Annotated in this window: 14 protein-coding genes and 1 pseudogene; 12 read left to right on the top strand and 3 right to left on the bottom strand. The window is 39.3% G+C overall.

Annotated elements, in window-relative coordinates; all coding sequences use genetic code 11:
* The 3 genes from OVA16_RS18600 to OVA16_RS18590 are packed head-to-tail and all read right to left on the bottom strand — an operon-like array spanning position 1 to position 3,144.
* Entirely contained in the window at positions 1 to 843 is an 843-nt protein-coding gene (locus OVA16_RS18600) for an AAA family ATPase (RefSeq protein ID WP_267762435.1), read from the bottom strand.
* A gap of 52 nt (positions 844 to 895) precedes the next feature.
* Positions 896 to 2,914, bottom strand: coding sequence for a hypothetical protein (locus OVA16_RS18595; protein WP_267762434.1), 2,019 nt, complete (start codon positions 2,912 to 2,914; stop codon positions 896 to 898).
* Positions 2,911 to 3,144 (bottom strand): hypothetical protein, encoded by a 234-nt coding sequence (locus OVA16_RS18590; protein ID WP_157960880.1) that lies wholly within the window; start codon positions 3,142 to 3,144, stop codon positions 2,911 to 2,913. Before OVA16_RS18590 ends, OVA16_RS18595 begins: the two co-directional genes overlap by 4 nt.
* A gap of 97 nt (positions 3,145 to 3,241) precedes the next feature.
* Here OVA16_RS18590 and OVA16_RS18585 point away from each other — a divergent pair, with 97 nt between their 5' ends.
* The 12 genes and pseudogenes from OVA16_RS18585 (at position 3,242) to OVA16_RS18525 (ending at position 20,450) form a co-directional block, all read left to right on the top strand.
* Positions 3,242 to 4,135, top strand: coding sequence for a S24 family peptidase (locus tag OVA16_RS18585; RefSeq protein WP_267762432.1), 894 nt, complete (start codon positions 3,242 to 3,244; stop codon positions 4,133 to 4,135).
* Positions 4,136 to 4,392: 257 nt separating this feature from the next.
* On the top strand, positions 4,393 to 6,957 hold the full coding sequence (locus tag OVA16_RS18580) for a beta strand repeat-containing protein (RefSeq protein WP_267762430.1): 2,565 nt from the start codon (positions 4,393 to 4,395) through the stop codon (positions 6,955 to 6,957).
* Positions 6,958 to 7,035: 78 nt separating this feature from the next.
* Positions 7,036 to 8,982, top strand: a complete 1,947-nt coding sequence (locus OVA16_RS18575) for a sialate O-acetylesterase (protein ID WP_267762428.1) — start codon at positions 7,036 to 7,038, stop codon at positions 8,980 to 8,982.
* Positions 8,983 to 9,074: 92 nt separating this feature from the next.
* Positions 9,075 to 9,818 (top strand): FadR/GntR family transcriptional regulator, encoded by a 744-nt coding sequence (locus OVA16_RS18570; RefSeq protein WP_267762426.1) that lies wholly within the window; start codon positions 9,075 to 9,077, stop codon positions 9,816 to 9,818.
* A 54-nt stretch (positions 9,819 to 9,872) separates the two neighbouring features.
* Positions 9,873 to 12,005, top strand: coding sequence for a heparinase II/III domain-containing protein (locus OVA16_RS18565; RefSeq protein ID WP_267762425.1), 2,133 nt, complete (start codon positions 9,873 to 9,875; stop codon positions 12,003 to 12,005).
* 185 nt (positions 12,006 to 12,190) lie between these two features.
* A complete protein-coding gene (locus OVA16_RS18560) occupies positions 12,191 to 12,526 on the top strand; it encodes a cupin domain-containing protein (protein ID WP_199131898.1) in 336 nt (111 codons plus the stop codon).
* A 103-nt stretch (positions 12,527 to 12,629) separates the two neighbouring features.
* Positions 12,630 to 13,498 (top strand): annotated as a pseudogene (locus OVA16_RS20195) (alpha/beta hydrolase fold domain-containing protein).
* Positions 13,499 to 13,575: 77 nt separating this feature from the next.
* Positions 13,576 to 14,592, top strand: coding sequence for a chondroitinase-B domain-containing protein (locus OVA16_RS18545; protein WP_267762423.1), 1,017 nt, complete (start codon positions 13,576 to 13,578; stop codon positions 14,590 to 14,592).
* 212 nt (positions 14,593 to 14,804) lie between these two features.
* Positions 14,805 to 15,605, top strand: a complete 801-nt coding sequence (locus tag OVA16_RS18540) for an MFS transporter (protein ID WP_267762422.1) — start codon at positions 14,805 to 14,807, stop codon at positions 15,603 to 15,605.
* Complete coding sequence (locus OVA16_RS18535) at positions 15,598 to 16,083, top strand: hypothetical protein (protein ID WP_267762420.1); 486 nt, start codon at positions 15,598 to 15,600, stop codon at positions 16,081 to 16,083. Before OVA16_RS18540 ends, OVA16_RS18535 begins: the two co-directional genes overlap by 8 nt.
* A gap of 19 nt (positions 16,084 to 16,102) precedes the next feature.
* Positions 16,103 to 16,855, top strand: a complete 753-nt coding sequence (locus tag OVA16_RS18530) for an SDR family NAD(P)-dependent oxidoreductase (RefSeq protein WP_267762419.1) — start codon at positions 16,103 to 16,105, stop codon at positions 16,853 to 16,855.
* Positions 16,856 to 17,243: 388 nt separating this feature from the next.
* Positions 17,244 to 20,450, top strand: a complete 3,207-nt coding sequence (locus tag OVA16_RS18525; protein WP_267762418.1) for a SusC/RagA family TonB-linked outer membrane protein — start codon at positions 17,244 to 17,246, stop codon at positions 20,448 to 20,450.
* The last annotated feature ends 8 nt before the right edge of the window (positions 20,451 to 20,458 follow it).

Genomic DNA, 20,458 nt, shown 5'->3' with positions numbered 1-20,458 from the left:
TTAGTTATGTTTGTGGATTTGGATTAGCTTTTTAACTCGGCGTAAATCGTTGTCGGCGTCGTTTAAAATCTCGTAAACTGCCTCTTCGCTTTCTATGCCATTAGCTTTGATGATAGCAACCATATCGCTATTGGTTGGCGCTTCGAGGTTAACCACCTTAGAACCGAAGCGGCTCCAAAATTCTTGGTACCCTCTTTTGTTAAGGCGTAGACCACGAGTTAAGCGGCGCTCTAAGTGGTCAGTTGCTTGTACCACAATCCCGCACTTATTCTCAATTCGGTTAAAAATTGAGATAACAGAACATAGGATTTGGTCGTTTACTTTGTCGAACTCGTCAAAGATTAATTCGGGGTTTTTGCAGCTGTTAACCTTGCGGATAATATCTTGCACCAACTCGGGAGCTGTGGCACCGCTACCGTTGATACCCATTGCTTTTAAAATCTCAAGCAAAAAGGTTTTGCGGTTCCAAAACTCGTCGCACTTAACTAGAAATATATCGGCGTTTTGGCTTTTGAAATATTCGGCGGTTGCTGTTTTCCCAGCCGCTGGCGGGGCGGTAACAATAAAGCAGCTGGCGTATGTTGCAGCGTGTGTGTAGATAGCGTTTAACTCGGTTAAATTGTCGGTTTCAACAATGTTCCAGCCTGCCGTTGGTTCGCTGATTTGCTTTTTTACCGAAATAAAAATTTCGTCGCTTATCTTTTCCCATTTACCGTTAATGATGTTGCTAACTGTTGCAACACTTACGTTTTTTAAGCTCAACGCCGCTTTATTTTGGCTGTCAAACTTTGATACATACTTGCGTAGTTGCTCTCTGATTTGTTCTTTTGTCTCGTTATTCATTGTGTTTAACATTTTAGAGGGTGTTAGAATGTCGGTTCTAATGCCCTTTGTTTTACCATTTGCTACCGTAGGCAGCTTTTTTGTTAGTTTTAGTTGTTTCTGTTAGTTGTGATTGGTCGAAGTTTTCTATTGCGCCCGTAATTGCTTTTTCTGCGGTGTGGCGTATTTGCTTAATCAATACGCTTCCTTGCAATAAGCTTTCGGCATCAATAGCAGCTCGCTCTAGTAGGGTTCTTCTTTTCTCGGCTTCTTTGGCTGGTACCGCTGCAATGATTTTCTTTTCTTCAATGCGTTGGTGCCATAGTTGGCGGGTTTCTTTGGTGTGGTCTGCAATACAACTCGGCGAACGCTCGTATTCGTGGGCAACAAAACGCAATCCCTTGCCATCGGTAACAAGCACTTGGCTCATATCGTAAGGGTCGTAAATCACGTTTACGGCTTTGTTAACATGCTCGGGGAAATAGAAAGCGGGAATGTCGTAAACAAAGCGTCTATCCATCAGCTCCAAGCCAGCAGGTAAAAGCCTATTTTTGCCTCCGTTGCGTGGCTTATGTAATACACCAAAGATTTGCAAATGCTTTTCGGCGCTTATAGCCCTAGCCTTTGATTTTTCGTTGATGCTATTTAACCACTCTTCTTGACGGCTAACCCCCGTTTTTTGGTTAGGGAGTTTGCGCAACATTTCGATAAACAAAGCGATTTGCTCGGGCGCTTTTTCCTTTGGTGGAAAATTAGAACGGTTACGCTCGATAGCTTCGGGGCTTAATCTTTCCTTTGCGGTAATGTTTTGACCTGCATAGTTGATGAAGCTTTTTAAAGTCTGATGCCAGTTTACACCAAATGCTCTTTCGATGTACTTACCTTGCGCTACTTTAGCAGTTGCGGGCGTGTAAGTCGCCATACTTTGGTAAAATTGCTCAAGCTCGCCGCCTTTGCTTAAACCCCAACGGTCGGTTTGGATTTGGTGCGGTAGATAATAGCCATTTAACAGTTGTTTAACATGATTTTCGGCATTTCTGTACGCCTCTTTAACAAGCTCAATTGTTACCGTTTCGCCAATGGCATAACCTAAAATATAATCGTTAAAGGCATCCATTACCACGTACATAACAGGGCGGTAATAGTAATTTTTTTGAGCGTAGCCCGTTTTTTTGTTAACCTTTTCTTCTACAAAGTACAAGTCTAAGACGTTATCGTCGGAGTTGATAAGTAGAAGCGGCGCACTTGGTCTACTCCTTAAAATTTGCTTGTTAAAACGATTGTAATTTTTGGCTTTACCCTCTCTTTTTTCAGTAATTAAATGCTTGTATTTAGCAGCCCAATAACTCACAGCCCTATCCGTTATTTGCTCGTGATTATTAGCGGTCGCCCACTCGTTATAAGCATTTGCAACTCTCGTGTAGTCGTGTTGGTGGTCATGTGCCAGCAATTCCAAAAGAAGAGCCTCGGCGGTTTCGCTGTTTACCTTGCGGCTATTGGTATTACCAAAGCGAAAAACCTCAATTAATGCCTCGTAGCCGTTACTTTTGTAACGCTTAATAGCGTCTTTAAGTCGGCGCTCGCTGGCTGGCAATCTAACACCGTCAGCTTTTAAAATCATCATTATGCGTTCCCAAAAAACAGCTACCGAAATATTAAGCTGATCTTTTAGCGCCTTTTTATTCTCGGTTAAGTTGATGATGTTGTTTAGCCAAGATGCTGCAATAGCGTACTCTTTAACGTAGTTAGTAACGGGCTTACCTTTAACGTCAAAATCTTGGTCGGGTAACTTTAGGCCATTTGGAAGAGAATAATCCCTGTAAAATTGCTCGGCTTTCAAGTCTTCAATTAAAAGGTCTTTAATTGGTTGGGTTGTGATGTATTGGTATGGGTCGCCAAACACCTTTTTAACTTCATCTTGATACCTTTTTGGTAAGGTATCGTACTCAATAAGAACACCAACACCATAACCGCCACGGCCATGTACTTTAATACTGCCTCTAGCTTTTAAACTGTCGTAGGTTCCTTTAGGTACAATTTGAGTAAATTCGTTGTACTCTAAGCAAAGGGTATTATTTTGGTTAAATCTCATAATCTAACCATTTTTTTTACCGCTTCGATTAGCGCATTTTCGCCCTCATAAAGTAGATGGTCGGCAGTTTTAACCGCCTCGCTTGCTACTGTTTTCTTTAAACCTCGGTCGCCAGTACGAACCTTTTTAACCAAGCTTTCAGAAACACCCACTACCTCGGCCAATTGTGCCGAGCTTAGCCTTGACCTTTTCAAGACAAATGGATTTTCGTTTTTTTGATTATCTTGCATAATGTGTACGTTTGAGGACACAAACATACAAACGAAAAAGAATTATACAAACGAAAACGTATAAAATTTACAAACACACAAGAATATTTTTACAAAAATGTATCAACGCATATTACAATGGCTTAATTATAAAGGTTTTAAAAACTTAAATCATTTAGCCAAATACTTAGGATATACCTCTGCGGAAAAGCTTTATCGTTTACAACGTAGCCCCGATGCTAAGCCATCCTTTGAAATTATTGAAGATTTGTCTCGTGCGTTTGAAACTTTAAATCTTAATTGGCTAATAAGTGGCGTTGGTCAAATGGAAAATACAAACCAAAAAGAATATTTAGCCCCCGAGGCTAGTCACTCAATTGTTAACGAAACAAAAGAAAATTTACATACAGCCCAAGGGCTAAAACCACAAATTGCAAGCGCAAACGCAAGCCCGACCGCAAGCCCGACCCTAAACTTTGGCGTTCCTAACGTTGTAACTGTCGATAGCAGCAATAGAGAGAATATTGTTTTAGTTAATCAAAAGGCTCGGGCTGGTTATCTCAATGGTTTTGGCGACGTTGAGTACGTTAAAACGCTTCCAACGTTCTATTTACCCCAATTAAAGGCAGGTACCTACCGAGCTTTTGAAGTTGACGGCGAAAGTATGGAGCCTACACTTGAGAATAAAGAAATAGTAATAGGGAGCTGGGTAGAGAGTTTAGACGATATTAGAGAGGATAGAGTACACATTTTAGTAACTAAAAGCCACGGAATTGTTATTAAAAGGCTGTTAAACGCAGTTAGTAAGTACGGTTACATCGTGGCTAAATCAGATGCTTTTAATTCGAGAAACCAATATAAAAACCTTTTAATCGACCCCGAAGACATTCAAGAGATATGGTATGCACGTATGCACCTTAACGCAAACTTTAGGTCGCCAAGTGAGGTTTACCACCGTTTAAACAGTTTTGAGGCCGATTTGGAAGAGATTAAAAGAAGATTGGGCGTTTAATTCAGAAAGCGCCCGCACAAAAATGGAAGTAATCAAACAAAGCAATGGAAGTAAAACCGAAGTAATATGTACAAGTGGTTTTTCGCACTCGTTTGTAAAAGCGGCTTCTTTGCACAAATTTCGCACTTTTTTATAAATCAAATTGGGTCACTTCGTTTTACCCCCGTTATACTGCAGTAGGTTTTGCGCAAACAACTTATTATTGGGTTGGCGGTACTGCCGAGGGTAATATCGGCACTGCTGCAAATTGGAATACAATGCAAAATGGTTCGGGAGCACAACGAACTATTATAGCCAATACAGACATTTTAGTGGTAGATGGTACCAATATTGGTGGTGCAACTGTGGCCACAGGCACAGCCTTAATTCACCTTAATTCGGCAACTACTGCCCAGCTTAAACTAATTAATGGTGCTTCGGTAAATTTGGTAAGGGTTGCCAGTTCAAACGGAACACTTACTATAGCCAACAATACTGTGGGCGAGGCAGGTTTAATTATCGATGCCACTTCGACACTGCAGTTAAATAACAATGCTTATGTGGGCAATATCTATATCGATTTTCCAACATCTACGGGTAGTATAGCGGGTACAGTTAGGCTTATCCAGGGTGGTTCTACGGTAGCTAGTTCTAGTCCAAGATTAACTAGCCGTACCCTAGGTGCAGTTGTATTTTTAGCAGGTTCAACTTTATCATACGATAATACTTTAAGTTATCCTTTTGGCACCATTGGTGTAAATGCAAGCAATTCGGCAAATGGTTCTTTTATCTTCGAAAGCGGTTCCACCTTGATACATAAAGGGCCTTTTAATCCCTTTGGTAACAGTTCTACAGCAACTTTAATTAACTTAAAATCAGGTAGTAATTTTGTTTTGGAAGCGGCAAACGTGGCTAATATGTTTAATAACAAATCTTTAGGTAATGTAATTGTTAGAAACAATACTAACGTTACATTAACAGAAAATTTTAGCAATATCGAAAACTTGACGGTAGAAGCTGGTTCGGCGTTTTACATTAGAACTACTTCTGTTTCTCCAATATCAGGCAATATCTTAAACAATGGTATTTTTGGTGCGGCAGCAGGGGTAACTACTTCACAATTGCTTTTAAGCGGAACTACTCCTCAAACTATTTCTGGTAGCGGTACTTTTGCAGATTTAGGTGCAATTTCAATTGGTACAGATGCTAGCGTAACCTTAAGCAGATCGCTTAATTTGGTAGGTTCATCTACTTCTTCTGTTGCTGGTACACTTAATTTGGGTACTCAAGTTTTAACAGGCTCTGGTGGGTTTGTAGCTAGAGGAAAATATGCTAACGTAATTACAGGTGCTACAGTTAATTCCGGAAGTGCAGTAATTACTTTACCCGTAGCTAGTTATGGAAGTGCGGGTGTGGCATTGGGCGTTTTGGTGCAAGGAGCGGGTATTCCAGCTAATTCTTATATTGTGGGCACAAATTCTGGAGCATCGCAATTTACTATTTCTAATGTGGCAACGGCTAACGGAACAGAAGTAACATTAAGTTCAAATACACATTTGATTACTTCAAATGGTGCAGGAATTGATGGTAGTATCACGTTAGCAGGTAGTAAATCTTACGGCAGCGGAACAAATTATACTTTTAATGCTGCAACAATTACACCTTTTACCACTAATAGTAGTAATGCTCTTGGCGATGTAACTTTTAATGCTGCCGCCACAACAAACAAGGGCATTACCATTGATGGTAAACTAACTTTAAACAATGCTAAGTTAACCATTCGTGAGGGAGATGAGGTAACAATGGCAACAACAGGTTCTTTTGGGGGTACATTTAATTCTTCTGCCTATATGGCAACCACAGCTAACGCAACAACTGGTGCGGTAGGTACGTTAAAAGTAAGCGGTTTAACAGCTACTACATTAATCCCGGTAGGTACAACAGGTAATTACAGCCCTGTTACTTTAACTCCAACCACAGCCTCAGATTTCGAAATCAACGTGTTTGCAGGTGCAACCGCTAATGCTACGCCAAACGGAACTGCGTTAACAGCGGCTCAAAAACTAAGAATGGTAGATGCCGTTTGGAGCATTAACCGTACTGCTGGTACTGGTAATGTAGATGTAACCTTAGGATGGGAAAATGCGTTAGAAGGTGCTGATTTTTCAGCGTTTACAAATGCTCAAATTGGAGTTGCAGCTTACAACGGTAGTAGTTTTGGTATGTTCACCGGTACTGGAAATGCCGCAGCAAATACAGCTACGCTAACTACCAGTGTATTTTCGCCATTTGTAGTAGGCGAAGCTAACACAACTTTGCCTTTAACCTTAATCAGTTTTACTGCCAAAGAAAGCTTAAACAGCGTAAAGTTGGCTTGGCAAACTACCGATGAAGTGAATTTAAAAAACTATGTGCTGCAACACCGTAAAGGGAACAGTTTCGAAGATATTTATACCGTTGCTGCCAACAATAGAGCAGGCATATTTAATTACAGCTATACGCATTTAAACCCAACGGCAGGTACAAACTATTATCGTTTGGTAGGAGTAGATTTTGATGGTTCAAAGCAAACCTCCAATCCAATTCCGGTAATTGTTACGTTGGGTAATGAGGTAACGGTATATCCAAATCCGGTAACACAAAAAAATATTAGTGTTTCTGGTGCAATAAAGGGAGATGTGATCAGGATTTTAAATATACAAGGGCAAGTGATGGCTACCAAAGCTGCTAGTGGAAATCAGGTAGAAGAAATAGAGGTTCAAAATTTCCAAGCCGGAACTTATATATTATCGATTGAAAACGCTGGAAAAGTTACCGCAACTAAGAAGTTGATTAAAATTTAATACGTGTTTCAAGTTAAGGGTTACGAGTTATATGTTTGGGCTCGCAACTTGTAACCCATAACCCACAACTAAAAGAAAATGAATAAACACTTAAAAGTATTACTAGCGTTAGGTTTGCTTTTAGCCATCTCGGCTGATGTAATGGCTAAAGTAAGATTGCCTCAAATCTTTGGAAGTAATATGGTTTTGCAACGCGACAAGCCCATCGCTTTGTGGGGTTGGGCTGATGTTGGAGAAAAAGTAACTGCTAAATTTAAAGGTAGTAACTACACCACTAAAGCAAATGCGCAGGGTAAATGGCAAATTGAAATGAAAGCGGCACCAGCCGGAGGTCCTTACATGCTTACCATTAACGAGCTTAGCCTAGAGAGCATACTTTTGGGCGATGTTTTTTTGTGTAGCGGTCAAAGTAATATGGCTTTTATGCTAATGAAAGCCGATGGGGGAGAAAAAGACATTGCAAATGCTGACAATCAGAACATTCGAATTTTTAACGTTAACAGAGATATCGAATTTCAACCGTTGGAAGATTTAACAAAGAAAACGCCTTGGCAAGTTGCAGCTCCGGCTTCGGTAGGTAAATTTTCTGCGGTGGCCTACTATATGGGGCGTAAACTACAAAAAGAACTAAATGTACCCATAGGTTTAGTAAGCAGCGCCTATGGCGGTACCGTCATCGAAGGTTTCATTAGTACGCCATCGTTAGATACTATTCAAAGGCTAAAGCCCGTACTTAACCAAATTGGCGATAAAAACCAGAAGCAATATATCGCTGCAAAAGTTGTAGAGCTAGAAAAAATACATGGTAAGCTAAATCAGTACACTAAAACCGAAGTGCTTTGGGATACTATTAAACCGGTTATTCCTGCTTACTCAAAACAATGGGCAATAATGAAATTGCCAACATTGTGGGAACAAGCTGGTTTGCCTAACGTAGATGGTGTAATTTGGTTCTATAAGGAATTGAGTTTAAGTAGTGCCGATATTCAAAAAGATGCTTTCTTGAGTTTGGGAAGAATTGCAGATCAAAGTGTGGTTTTCTTTAACGACGTAAAACTAGGCTCATCGCCAGATAGTAGAGATTTAATTAGAGAGTTTACCATTTCCAAAGACTTGCTAAAAGTAGGAACAAATAAAATCGTGGTTCGTGTTGCTAACAAAGGTAGAAATGGCGGTATTTGGGGCCCACAAAGTAAAATGTTCTTCAAAGCTGGCAATAATAAAATCGCTATCGATGGCAATTGGGCTTACAAAATTCAGGAGATTAACATCGCTGTGCATCCAAATGATGTTTCTTCGTCCATCTATAACGCCATGATTAACCCTTTGAAAAGTTTGCAGTACAAAGCGGTAATTTGGTATCAGGGAGAAAGCAACGCCAACTGGGCAGATGAATACGAAGGTTTAATGAAAAGCTTGATTAAAGATTGGAGAAAGAACTTTAACCAGCCACAATTGCCCTTTGTAATTGTGCAGTTGCCTAACTATAAAAAAGTACAAAATTTGCCAGAAGTAAATTCAACTTGGGCTTTATTAAGAGAAGGGCAAGAAAAGGCTTCGCATTTGCCAAATGCTGGTTTAGTAAATATTATCGACTTAGGTTTAGCAAATGATATTCATCCAACAGATAAATTTCCGGTAGGCGAACGTGTGGCGGCTAAAGTGCAACAGTTAGTTTACGGACAAAATGTAGCAGCCGATGGGCCTATTTTTAAAGCAATGAAAATAGAAAACGGCAAAGCCATCATCTCATTTAATAATGCCGAAGGTTTAGCTGTTAACAAAAATGCACAGCGTTCCAACTTTATTATTGCTGCAAAAGATAAAAAGTTTGTTTGGGCACAAGCTAAAATAGTAGGAAATACAGTAGAAGTTTGGAGCGAAGATGTGAAAGAGCCTGTAGCTGTGCGCTATGCTTGGGCCGATAATCCGGGCGATAATTATTTAACTAACAGCAATGGGCTGCCTATGCGCCCTTTTAGAACAGATAATTGGAAGATTGATTTGGAAATAATTCCAAGATAAAATGATTTAATTTGAAATAAATTTTAAATAACCAAATGAATGTTTATTTTTGGTAAACCAATTAATTGGTCAACCAAATAGAGAATTACAGAATGAAGTCATTGATAGAGAACATAACAGCCATACAAGTAGAATCACCTATTGATAAAATTATAGGTCAGCTAAAGCAACTGATTGTTTCTGGGCAGCTAAAACCTGGCGATAGATTGCCCGCAGAACGCGTACTTTCTGAGCGTTTTGGCGTGGGCAGAAGCTACATCCGCGAAGCAATCTTGAAATTAGAGTTTTACGGATTGTTGAGAACCAACCCACAAAGCGGTACTTATGTAGCCGGTTTAAGCATTAACGTAATAGATAATATCATTTCAGATATCATCAAATTTAATAAAGATGATTTTAATGCCTTAATTGAAGCTCGTTACCATTTAGAATTAAACGCGGTTAAATTGGCTGCAGAGCGTAGAACTGAAGAAGATTTAGAGAGCATTAAGGCTGCAATGATAGAGTATGAAAATAAAGCCAGTTCTGGTGGAGATGCGGTAGAAGAGGATATGGTTTTTCACATTAAAGTGGCTAAAGCAACTAAAAACTCGGTAATAGAATCTATGATTTTAATCTTAGTTCCAGACTTGATTAAGAACATTGTACAGAATAAAATATGTGGAGATAACAGAGCTAAAACAGCAATAGAAGAACACAGAATGATTTATGCCGCTATAGAATTGCAAGATATGGCCAAAGCCGAAGAGGCAATGGCAAGCCACCTTGACGAGATATGGCAAATTAGTAAAGCAGGTTTTGCTGCACAAAGCATCATCAATAAAGTAGAAGTATAATTCAATATAAATAGGGCAAGCCTAGCTTAATCAAATCAATATAAATTAAAGCGTATGAACTACTTAAAAAAAGTGGTATTAGTAATCTTTTGTGCCTTTTTTAGCCTAGCGGTAATGGCTCAAACACATCCAAGCTTAATGCTTACCAAAGCAAATGTAGTGGCTGTGCGTAAAGGAGTAGCTACTTATCCGCTTTTGCGCCAATCTTACCAAACGGTTAAAAATGTAGCAGATAAAGCTTTGGCAGCGCCGATAATAGTGCCTGTGCCTAAAGATGGCGGCGGCGGTTACACCCACGAAGCACACAAAAAAAACTACAGTAATATGTTAAGCGCTGCAACTGCTTATCAAATATCTGGAGAAAAAAAATACGCAGACTATGTAAAAAATGTATTGTTAAATTATGCTTCGCAGTACCAAAAATGGCCATTACACCCAAAAAGTAAAAACAAAGCAGATGCAGGACGTATTTTTTGGCAGTGCTTAAATGATTTTGTATGGCAAATTTACACCATCCAAGCTTATGATTTGGTGTATGATGCTTTGCCAGCTTCGGATAGGAAAACTATTGAAACGCAGCTTTTTGCACCTATCTTAAAGTTTTTTACGGAAGATAAGCGAGAGGTTTTTGATAAAATCCACAATCATGGCACGTGGAATTTGGCTGCGGTAGGTATTAGTGGTTATGTATTGAATAAAAAAGAGTATGTAGAAACTGCCATTAAAGGTTCTAAAAAAGATGGAAAAACAGGCTATTTAGCACAAATAGATCAACTGTTTTCGCCTGATGGTTATTACATGGAAGGTCCTTACTATCAGCGTTATGCTTTGTTACCTTTTGTGCTGTTTGCAAAAGCGATTAACAATTATGAACCATCACGTAAAATTTTCGAATATCGCGACAAGTTACTTGCTAAGGCTATCCAAACTTCGTTACAAACTTCATATACCGATAAAACTTTCTTTCCAATTAACGATGCCATTAAGGACAAAACTTATGAATCAATTGAATTGGTATACGGGGTAGATTTAGCCTACGCTGATATTAAACCAGAGGTTGATTTGCTGGATATCGCAAGGCAGCAAGGTCGTGTAATTGTTTCTGATGCGGGCTTAAAGGTTGCTAAAGACTTAGCGGCGGGTAAAGCGGTGCCTTTCAAATACCAAACTTTGTTTATTAAAGATGGTGCAAAAGGAGAGGATGGCGGTTTAGGGATTTTACGTAACGGGCCAAATACAGACCAACAAGCGGTATTGTTAAAAGCAGGTTCGCAAGGTATGGGGCATGGACATTTCGACCGTTTAAACCTTTTGTTTTATGACAATACCACAGAAATTTTTCCAGATTATGGTTCGGCAAGATTTCATAACATTGATACTAAAAACGGAGGTGGATACTTGCCCGAAAATAATACTTGGGCCAAACAAACCGTGGCTCATAATGCTTTGGTGGTAGATCAAACTTCTCATTTTAATGGGGAGCTAGCACCAGCAGATGCTACCAGTCCGAGTTTGCTTTATTTCTCTAATCAGCCAAATTTAAAAGTGGTAAGTGCTAAAGAAGCTGAAGCTTATGCAGATGTAACGATGGTTAGAACTGTGGCAACGGTAAAGGTAGATGGTTTAGAGAAACCTTTGATTATCGATGTGGTACAGGGTTTGTCGGCCAACCAACATCAATACGATTTGCCATTTTGGTATCAAGGCCAATTGGTAAACACGTCGTTTCCTGTAAGTGCAACTACCGATGGTTTGAAGGCATTAGGTACAGAAAATGGTTACCAACACATTTGGTTAAATGCCAGCAATAAGCTGCAAAATAATACAGGCTTGGTGGGTTTAATAACTAAGAATCGTTTTTATACTACACATTTCGCGTCTAGTAATCCCTTAGAGATAAAGCTTGTCACTATTGGAGCAAACGACCCAGAAATGAACTTGGTACATAGTAAAGCTTTTATGTTACGTAGTAGTGGCAGCAACCAAACTTTTGTCAGCATTGTAGAAACTCACGGCGAAAAAGACCCGGTTGATGAGACGGTAACAGGAGCGCAAGCCTCGGTAAGCGATGTAAGAATTTTAAATTCCGATGAGAAGCAAACGGCAATTAGCTTCATGTTGAACGGTAAAACGCACAACTACCAAATTAACTATACAGATAAACAGAACTACGTATACTTTAGATAAAGGAATGAAGAACAAGAAGCAAAGACAGTCCGAAATGCTTTTCTCTCCCTTTTGTGGAGAGATACCAAAGGCAGAGAGGGGATAAATAAATAAAATTATATTTCTTTTAAATAGGGGACAGGTATTAGTGATAAGGTATCAGGTAACCGATTTAAACATTTAACAGATTACAAAAAAGACAAAAAATGCAAAGCGAATTATTTCAAATAGAAACAGAAACCACTTGGGAAGATTTAGGTAATGGCGTACAACGTAAAATCTACGGTTACGATGATAAAATTATGTTGGTAAAAGCAAAATTCGAAGCTGGTGCTATTGGCCCATTGCACGAGCACTACCACGTACAAGTTACTTATGTAGAAAGTGGCGTTTTCGAAATGACCATTGGCGATGAGAAAAAGATCATTAGAAAAGGAGATGGTTACTATGTGCCACCTCATGCAGTACACGGTTGCGTATGTGTAGAGCCAGGTATTTTAATTGATGTTTTCGCTCCTCACAGAGAAGATTTTATAAAGTAAAAAGCCTCCCCTAACCCCTCCAAAGGAGAGGGACAGAACTTGCTTAATACATCCAATTTAACCCTTTGGAGGGAAAGGAATTGACTAGTTAAACAGAATTACGATGAAAAAATTAATAATCAGCTGCTTCTTAATTGCGGCAATGAGCGTTGCTAAGGCACAAGAAACTACAGAATTTAAAAAAGTTACTTACCCGGCAGGCTATACCGAACAACTCAACGTGGTTTATACCAAAGCTGGCGATTGGGAGGGCAAGATGGATTTGTACTTGGCACCAAAAGAAAAAGGTCCATCGCCAATTGTGATTAATATTCATGGTGGTGGTTTCAATAAAGGTGTTAAAGAATCGCAAACCGGCTTCAATACTTTTTTAAAAACGGATATGCCGTTGCCAATATAGCTTACCGTTTGGTACAAGTGGCGCCTGCACCCGCTGCGGTAGAAGATACGCGTTGCGCTTTAATTTACCTCATCAAAAATGCGAAAGCGCTGAATATCGACCCTAATAAAATTGTGATTATGGGTGGTTCTGCTGGTGGTCATTTAGCTTTAATGGGCGGTTTATTAGGTAACGATACCAAATTTGATGGTAATTGTCCGGGTGTTAAAGATGTGAAAGTGGCAGCTATTATTGATAAGTACGGTATTACACATATTGGCGGTTGGAAAAGCCGTTCGGCTACTTGGTGGTTGGGCGATAGGGCTAACGATCAGAAATTTATCGAGTCGGTTTCTCCTTTATTTCAAGTAAAGAAAGACAGTCCGCCAGTATTTATTGTACATGGCAATGCCGATCCAGTAGTGCCTTACCAACAATCTGTTGATTTGAAAAACAAGCTAGATGAATTTGGCGTAAAAAACAAGTTCATGACAGTAGAAGGTGGCGAACACGGTAAGTTTCCAGCAGAAAAAAATTCGGAAGTAAATAAAGCAATCATCGATTTCTTAAAAGAATTAGGTATTCATAAGTAAAACAATCTTCTGGCGTTCGCCTTTACGTCATTGCGAGCCTGCGAAGCAATCTTAAAGCGGAAAATAAGAAATTGGATATGCAAAAAATCTTCAACATATATTTGGTTATGGTCGCTATTGCTATCTCAGCTTTAACTGAGGTGGGATATGCAATACGACCTTTTTTATCTGCTAAACCAATTACAGTAGCAAATAGCAGCCAATTAAAAAGAGCTTTGGCAACGGCTAAGCCCGGAGATTCTATCATTTTAAAAGATGGTGTTTACGAAGGTAAATTCGTAATTGAAGCGAGTGCAAGCGGAACAAAAAATGAACCTATTGTACTTACAGGAGGCAGAAATGCCATTTTAGACGCTGGCAGCATAGAAACAGGTTATGTGCTATCCTTAAAAGCCAATTACTGGAAATTAAAAGGTTTTACCGTTAAAAACGGTTTGAAAGGTATTGTTGCTGATGGTGCAAATTACAACGTGATTGATGGTGTTTTTGTTACCCAATTAGGAGAAGAGGGCATTCATTTCAGAACTTTTAGTAAACACAACACCGTTAAAAACTCTGAAGTAACGCATACAGGTAAAAAAAGACCGGGTTATGGCGAAGCCATTTACATCGGCTCTGCTTACAGCAACTGGGCAAAATACACTAACGGAGCACCAGATAAATGCGACTCGAACCAAGTGTTGAACAACAAATTGGGACCTTTTGTGACTGCCGAGTGCATCGATGTAAAAGAAGGTACAACAGGTGGAATAATCAAAGGAAATACTTTCGAAGCGCAAGGAATTACTGGCGAAAATAGTGCAGATAGTTGGATGGACATTAAAGGAAACTATTATCTGATAGCAAACAACATCGGGTACAATACACAACCCTCGGTTTTACTAGACGGCTACCAAGTGAACTGTGCTTACGAAGGCTGGGGTGCTTACAACATTTTTAAAAATAACATCAGTAATGTAAACGCTGAAGGCTACGGGATAAACATTAAACTTAAAAGTAGCAAGGGAGAAGCGGTAGGAAATGAGGTTTATATCGACAATAAAGTGTTGAACGCCGCAAAAGGTATTACAAATATCGAACTAACTAAAAAATAGAAACGTTGTTAGTCATTTCGACTGGAGCGCAGCGGAATGGAGAACTTTAAGAAGGCGAAGCTAAATCTTTGGATTGGTTATTATCAAATCTCTCAAAAGATTTCTCGGCTACGCTCGAAATGACGGAACAATTAATGGCGATAGCAAAAAAAATGTGCTGATAAACCAGTGCTTAGTGGCTATTAATAACGGATAACTTATAAAAAATATATATGAAAGTAAAAGGTTTAAGGTGGTGGATTATTGCGCTTATTGGACTGGCAACGGTAATTAATTACATAGATAGAAGCGCCATTAACATTCTTTGGCCTTACATCTACAAAGAATTTGGCATTGCCGATGCAGACAACAAAACTGCCTTGGCGTTAATTACCACCTTTTTCATGATTGCGTATGCGTTGGGACAGACTTTTACAGGTAAATTAATGGATGCCATTGGTACTCGTTTGGGTATGACTATCTCCATTATTGGATGGAGTATCTCTATCGCTTTGCATGCTTTTGCAAAATCATTATTGTCGTTCAATATTTTTAGGTTCATGCTAGGTTTTAGCGAAGCTGGAAACTGGCCAGGGGCAACCAAAAGCAATGCAGAGTGGTTCCCTGCAAAAGAAAGAGGAATTGCACAAGGTATTTTTGGTGCTGGTGCATCTTTAGGTTCGGTAGTGTCTGCTCCAATAATTGCAGCGTTGTATCTAATTTTCGGCTGGAAAATGACTTTTGTGCTCATTGCCGTTTTGGGCTTGATATGGGTTATTCCCTGGTTATACATCAACAAAACTACGCCAGATAAACATCCATGGCTTACCGAAGAAGAAAGAAATCATATTTTAGGCAAGAAAGAAGATGTAGCTACTGAGGTAAAAGAAGAAGCGCCTGCATTAACTTGGAAAGAACTTTTAAAAATAAGAAACACTTGGGGTATTATTACCAAGCAGGTTTTTTATCGATCCAGTTTGGTGGTTGTTTGTAACTTGGCTGCCAACATTCTTGAAAGAGCAGTTCATGTTTGATATCAAACAAATTGGAGCTTTCACTTGGGTGCCATATCTGTTTGCTGCCATTGGAAGTCTAGTAGGTGGTTACCATGCATCAGTTCAAATTAGAAAAGGCATTGCTGCGGCAAAAGCTCGTAAAAATGCCATTGCTGTAGGGAGTGTAATCATGCTGGTTGCATTGGTAGCCATTGTTTATCAGTTAGATAGTTTAAAAGAAACCCCCATGTTGGCCATGGTACTAATTGGCTGTACTTTGTTTGGCTTTCAATATTTAATCGGTAATATTCAGACCTTACCAAGTGATTACTTTAACGGTAAAAATGTAGGTACTGTAGCCGGAATGGGCGGTACAGCTGCAGTTGCAGGTACCTTATTAACCACTTGGGCAGTGCCAGTAATTACACAAACAAGTTATGTGTCTTTCTTTGTACTGGCGGCAGTTTTAGTGCCCGTATCATGGTTGTGCATCAAATATATTTCATCAAAAAAATAAAAACATTAAATAATAAATTATGCGTTTAAAAAACAAAGTTGCGATAGTTTCTGGAGGTGCTAGAGACATAGGTAGAGCCGTTTCATTACAATTGGCTAAAGAAGGAGCTAAAGTGGTAGTAAACTATTTCGATAGTAAAGAGCAAGCAGATGAAACCTTAAAATTAATTGAAGAAGCGGGTGGTCAAGGTGTTGCCATACAGGCTGATATGACTAAAGCCGCAGAAGTTGAAGCTTTAGTAGCCGAAACTAGAAAAGCTTTTGGCGATGAAATTAACGTATTGGTAAATGTAGTTGGCGGTTTAGTAGCTCGTAAAACAACTGCCGAAATGGATGAAGATTTTTGGGATTTCGTAATGAACGTGAACTTGAAATCGGTGTTTTTAGCTGTGAAATCTGTTTCTCCTTTCATGCCAGCAGGTTCTTCAATTGTTAACTTCTCATCATTAGCTGCAAGAGATGGCGGTGGCCCGGGTGCAAGTGCTTATGCAACTTCTAAAGGTGCGGTAATGACTTATACTAGAGCCTTGGCTAAAGAATTTGGCCCTAAAGGTATCCGTGTAAATGCTTTGGCACCAGGTATGATTGCGACAACTTTCCACGATACTTTTACCAAATCTGAAGTTAGAACTAACGTAGCTAATGCCACAGCTTTGAAAAGAGAAGGCGATGCAAAAGAAGTTGCCGATGTGGTAGCTTATTTAGCTTCTGATGAGTCCAGTTTCTTAACCGGAAATAACATCGACATTAACGGTGGTTTAGCATTCTCTTAAATAAAGAGATTACTGCCAATAAAAGAGGCTGTTTTAAAAGTAAAGCAATGCCGTAATTTCGACAACTAAAGGAGTATAAAGTCTCTTTCAGAAGCACTTCTGAAGCAGATCATTCTCTAGTGTTCGAGATGACAAGTGACTTTTAAGACAGCCTCTTACAATATTAGCGATTGTTTCATCTCTGGCAGTGATGAACAGGTCGCCTAAACAACCAAAAACCAAACAGCCAAATTCTTTTTTAAGCTCTCCACAAAATTTTAAATAGTTCTACTATTTTTTTTGATTACAAATATTAATGATATATTTGGTATACCAATTTTTGGTTTACCAATTTAAAGCTCCGATTTTTAAATCGGAACAACCTAACCAACATATAAACTGATTTGCTATGACATTAAAAAATTGTGCTAGCAGCGTTGTTTTTTTACTGCTTTGCCTATTTTCAGTGGGCTTAAGTGCACAAACGGTAAAAATTAAAGGCGTTGTTAAATCTGAAGATGGACAGGGTATTCCTGGTGTTTCTGTAGTAGTTAAAGACACCAATAAGGGGGTTTCTACCAACGAAAAAGGAGAGTATGAAATTTCTGTTCAGAAGGGAAAAATACTAGAGTTTAAATCGTTAGGTTATAAAACCCATTTACAAGGGGTAGCCAATGCCACCACCATTAACGTAACCTTGGTAGATGATGTGAGTGCGATGAACGAAGTGATTGTGGTGGGCTATGGAACACAGAAAAAATCAACCGTAAGTTCGGCAGTAAGTAAACTAGAAAACAAGAACTTAGACGAAATTCCAACTTCGAGGTTAGATAATGCTTTAATTGGTAAAATAGCGGGCTTAACCGTTCAAAACAATACTTCAGAAGCTGGAGCAGATCCAACCTTGCGGGTTAGGGGAGCAAGCTCTATCAACGCCAATGCAGATCCTTTGGTAGTAGTAGATGGGCACCCAATTGCAGATGGTCTGGCTTTTATCAATCCTTACGATGTTGAGTCTATCGAGGTATTAAAAGATGCGGCTTCGTCTGCCATTTATGGTTCTAGAGGTGCAAATGGTGTAATTTTGGTAACCACTAAAAAAGGTGTAGCAGATAAGCCAAAGTTTTCTGTAAAATCATTTTATGGTATTAAAGAAGCTTACGAGGTTTATCCAATCTTAACCACTTCGCAGTATACCGAATTGCTTTTTGCAGAGGCAAAATTGAGAGAGAACGATCCTAGTGTACCTGCAGCCTCTAAAAATTTGATAAATGCTAACGAAAGGGCAGCATATATCATCGAAAACCAAATTAGTGGTTCGCCAACAGATTGGCAACAAGAATCGTTAAGAAATGCGGGTATTTATAACCTACAGCTTAATGTAGCTGGTGGTAAAAAAGACATGAGGTATTACGTTTCGGGCAACTTGCAGCAAGACCAAGGCGTAATGAAAGATAGCGAGAACAACAAGGGCAATGTGAGGGTAAAATTAGATATTAATCTTTCGCCAAAGCTAATGTTGAACGTAAACATTAACCCAACATACACTAAAATTCAACGTCCGTCAGAAAATTTTACCAACTATTATAGGTTCCCATCGTTTTTGCCAGTTTTCCATTCGGCATTTACGTCGGCATTTGTAAACCAAAATGCGCAATGGTCAAACATCAGATCTGGCGATTGGGCACAAGCACGACACTTTACCAACCTTAACTATGCCGGCACCATGCCAGATGGTACGTTTTGGCAAAGTACAGGTGCGGTATCTCCTTTTTCATCTACCAACAACACGCCTTTATCTCACGCAGAGCGAGAAGATAGATTTCAAGAGAGCTATCGTTTTCAATCGGGAACAGATTTAACCTATAATCCGAACAAAAATCTTTCATTTAAGAGTTCGGTAGGAGCTTATTATTTATCTAGAGAAGATAGAAACTTTATAAGAAGCGAGGCTAGAAAAGATGGCGATGTAAACCAAGCCACCATTACTACCGGAACTACCGTAGATATTCTATGGGAAAATACCATGAATTATAAAAAGAACTTTGGTAACCATAATTTCACGGGTTTATTAGGTTTTACGTTGCAAAGTAATTCTGTAAAAGGTTCGCAGCAAATTGGTTATAATTTTCCTTCAGATGATTTTAGCACTTTAAACCAAGCTGCTTATTTTGACCAAGCACCAGCTATACCCGTAAACGTAAAAACTGGTTTGGTGTCTTACCTTGGTCGTGTAAATTACGATTATAAAGGCAAGTACATTGCTACGGCCAGTTTACGTACAGACGAGAGTTCTATTTTTGGCCCAGGTAACAGAAGAGGTTGGTTCCCAGCTTTCTCTGCAGGTTGGAACATTGCATCCGAATCGTTCATGAAAGGCTCAAAAAAATGGTTAGAGAACCTTAAAATTAGAGCAAGTTATGGCGAAACAGGAAACAACCGAATCACGCCATTCTCTTATTTAGATTTGTTGTTTAGATCTAACTATGTATTTGGCGAAGGTACAGGTCAAGTTAGCCCGGGTCAATCGCCAAATAATTTGGTAACCTTTGGCCCAAATATCACGTGGGAAACCACAAAGTCTACCAATATTGGTTTAGATGTGGGCTTATTTAGAAATAAAATTCAGTTAAGCTTAGAATATTACCACTCCATAACCGATAAACTTTTGCTGCAACAAGCACAACAGGCAATTACTGGTTCTGATTCTTTTTGGACAAACAACGGCAAAATCAGAAATCAAGGTTTCGAAATAGAATTTACCTCTAACAACATAGGTACTAAAAACTTTAATTGGACAACCTCTCTTAATGTGGCGGCAAATAGAAACAAACTGCTAAAGCTTGGGGGTAATGAGCCTTACTTGCTAAACTACGGCGAGCGTAGCGAAATTTACGCTTCTATTGTTGGGCAACCTTATGTGCAGTTTTTTGGTTACAAAACCGATGGCGTGTGGATATCGCAAGACGAAGCGGATGCAGCTGTTGCTGGCGGACAAACCTCTATTTTGCAAGGCTACTTTGCCGCAGGAGGTGTAAAGTTAAAAGACATCAATGGCGATAATAAAATTGACCTTAGCGATAGGGTAATAATGGGAAACCCTTTTCCAGATTTTACCTGGGGCTTAACCAATACCATCAGATATAAGAAATTTGATTTGAATATCTTGATGCAGGGTTCTCAAGGTGGCCAATTAATTAACGGCGATTTATTCTATAACGAATCGAAAAGACAGAACGAGCGATACATCAAAGATAGATGGGTAAGTCCAGCCAACCCCGGCGATGGTAAAACACCATATTTTACCAATGGTATTGCCGCAGATTTGTTGCTAACAGATTACGGTGTAGAAAGTGCAACCTACGCCTATCTTAGAAACATCATTGTAGGTTATACACTACCAGCTAAGGCACTTAAAAAGTTTAATGTAAGTAGTTTAAGGTTGTATGCTTCTGTAGATAATGTGTTTTTTATTACAGGTAGTTCTTACCGAGGAATTAATCCCGAAGCTAGGTTAACTACGGCCTCTTATGCATCGCCAGTAGTGGCGGGTTACCAAAGAGGTGGTTTCCCAGTGAATAGAACTTACACTTTTGGTCTTGATTTTAACTTCTAATACCATCA

The organism is Pedobacter sp. SL55, assembly GCF_026625705.1.
In the GTDB taxonomy this organism is placed as follows: domain Bacteria; phylum Bacteroidota; class Bacteroidia; order Sphingobacteriales; family Sphingobacteriaceae; genus Pedobacter.
The sequence above is the reverse complement of the archived record's forward strand: the minus strand, read 5'-3'. Positions and strand labels throughout refer to the sequence as shown.

Bases quoted from the DNA above. Each gene is read 5' to 3' on its own strand.
- OVA16_RS18575 (WP_267762428.1), top strand. From the start codon at position 7,036: ATGAATAAACACTTAAAAGTATTACTAGCGTTAGGTTTGCTTTTAGCC.
- OVA16_RS18590 (WP_157960880.1), bottom strand. From the start codon at position 3,144: ATGCAAGATAATCAAAAAAACGAAAATCCATTTGTCTTGAAAAGGTCA.
- OVA16_RS18570 (WP_267762426.1), top strand. From the start codon at position 9,075: ATGAAGTCATTGATAGAGAACATAACAGCCATACAAGTAGAATCACCT.
- OVA16_RS18600 (WP_267762435.1), bottom strand. From the start codon at position 843: ATGAATAACGAGACAAAAGAACAAATCAGAGAGCAACTACGCAAGTAT.
- OVA16_RS18540 (WP_267762422.1), top strand. From the start codon at position 14,805: ATGAAAGTAAAAGGTTTAAGGTGGTGGATTATTGCGCTTATTGGACTG.
- OVA16_RS18585 (WP_267762432.1), top strand. From the start codon at position 3,242: ATGTATCAACGCATATTACAATGGCTTAATTATAAAGGTTTTAAAAAC.
- OVA16_RS18595 (WP_267762434.1), bottom strand. From the start codon at position 2,914: ATGAGATTTAACCAAAATAATACCCTTTGCTTAGAGTACAACGAATTT.
- OVA16_RS18560 (WP_199131898.1), top strand. From the start codon at position 12,191: ATGCAAAGCGAATTATTTCAAATAGAAACAGAAACCACTTGGGAAGAT.
- OVA16_RS18545 (WP_267762423.1), top strand. From the start codon at position 13,576: ATGCAAAAAATCTTCAACATATATTTGGTTATGGTCGCTATTGCTATC.
- OVA16_RS18565 (WP_267762425.1), top strand. From the start codon at position 9,873: ATGAACTACTTAAAAAAAGTGGTATTAGTAATCTTTTGTGCCTTTTTT.
- OVA16_RS18530 (WP_267762419.1), top strand. From the start codon at position 16,103: ATGCGTTTAAAAAACAAAGTTGCGATAGTTTCTGGAGGTGCTAGAGAC.
- OVA16_RS18525 (WP_267762418.1), top strand. From the start codon at position 17,244: ATGACATTAAAAAATTGTGCTAGCAGCGTTGTTTTTTTACTGCTTTGC.
- OVA16_RS18580 (WP_267762430.1), top strand. From the start codon at position 4,393: ATGCAAAATGGTTCGGGAGCACAACGAACTATTATAGCCAATACAGAC.
- OVA16_RS18535 (WP_267762420.1), top strand. From the start codon at position 15,598: ATGTTTGATATCAAACAAATTGGAGCTTTCACTTGGGTGCCATATCTG.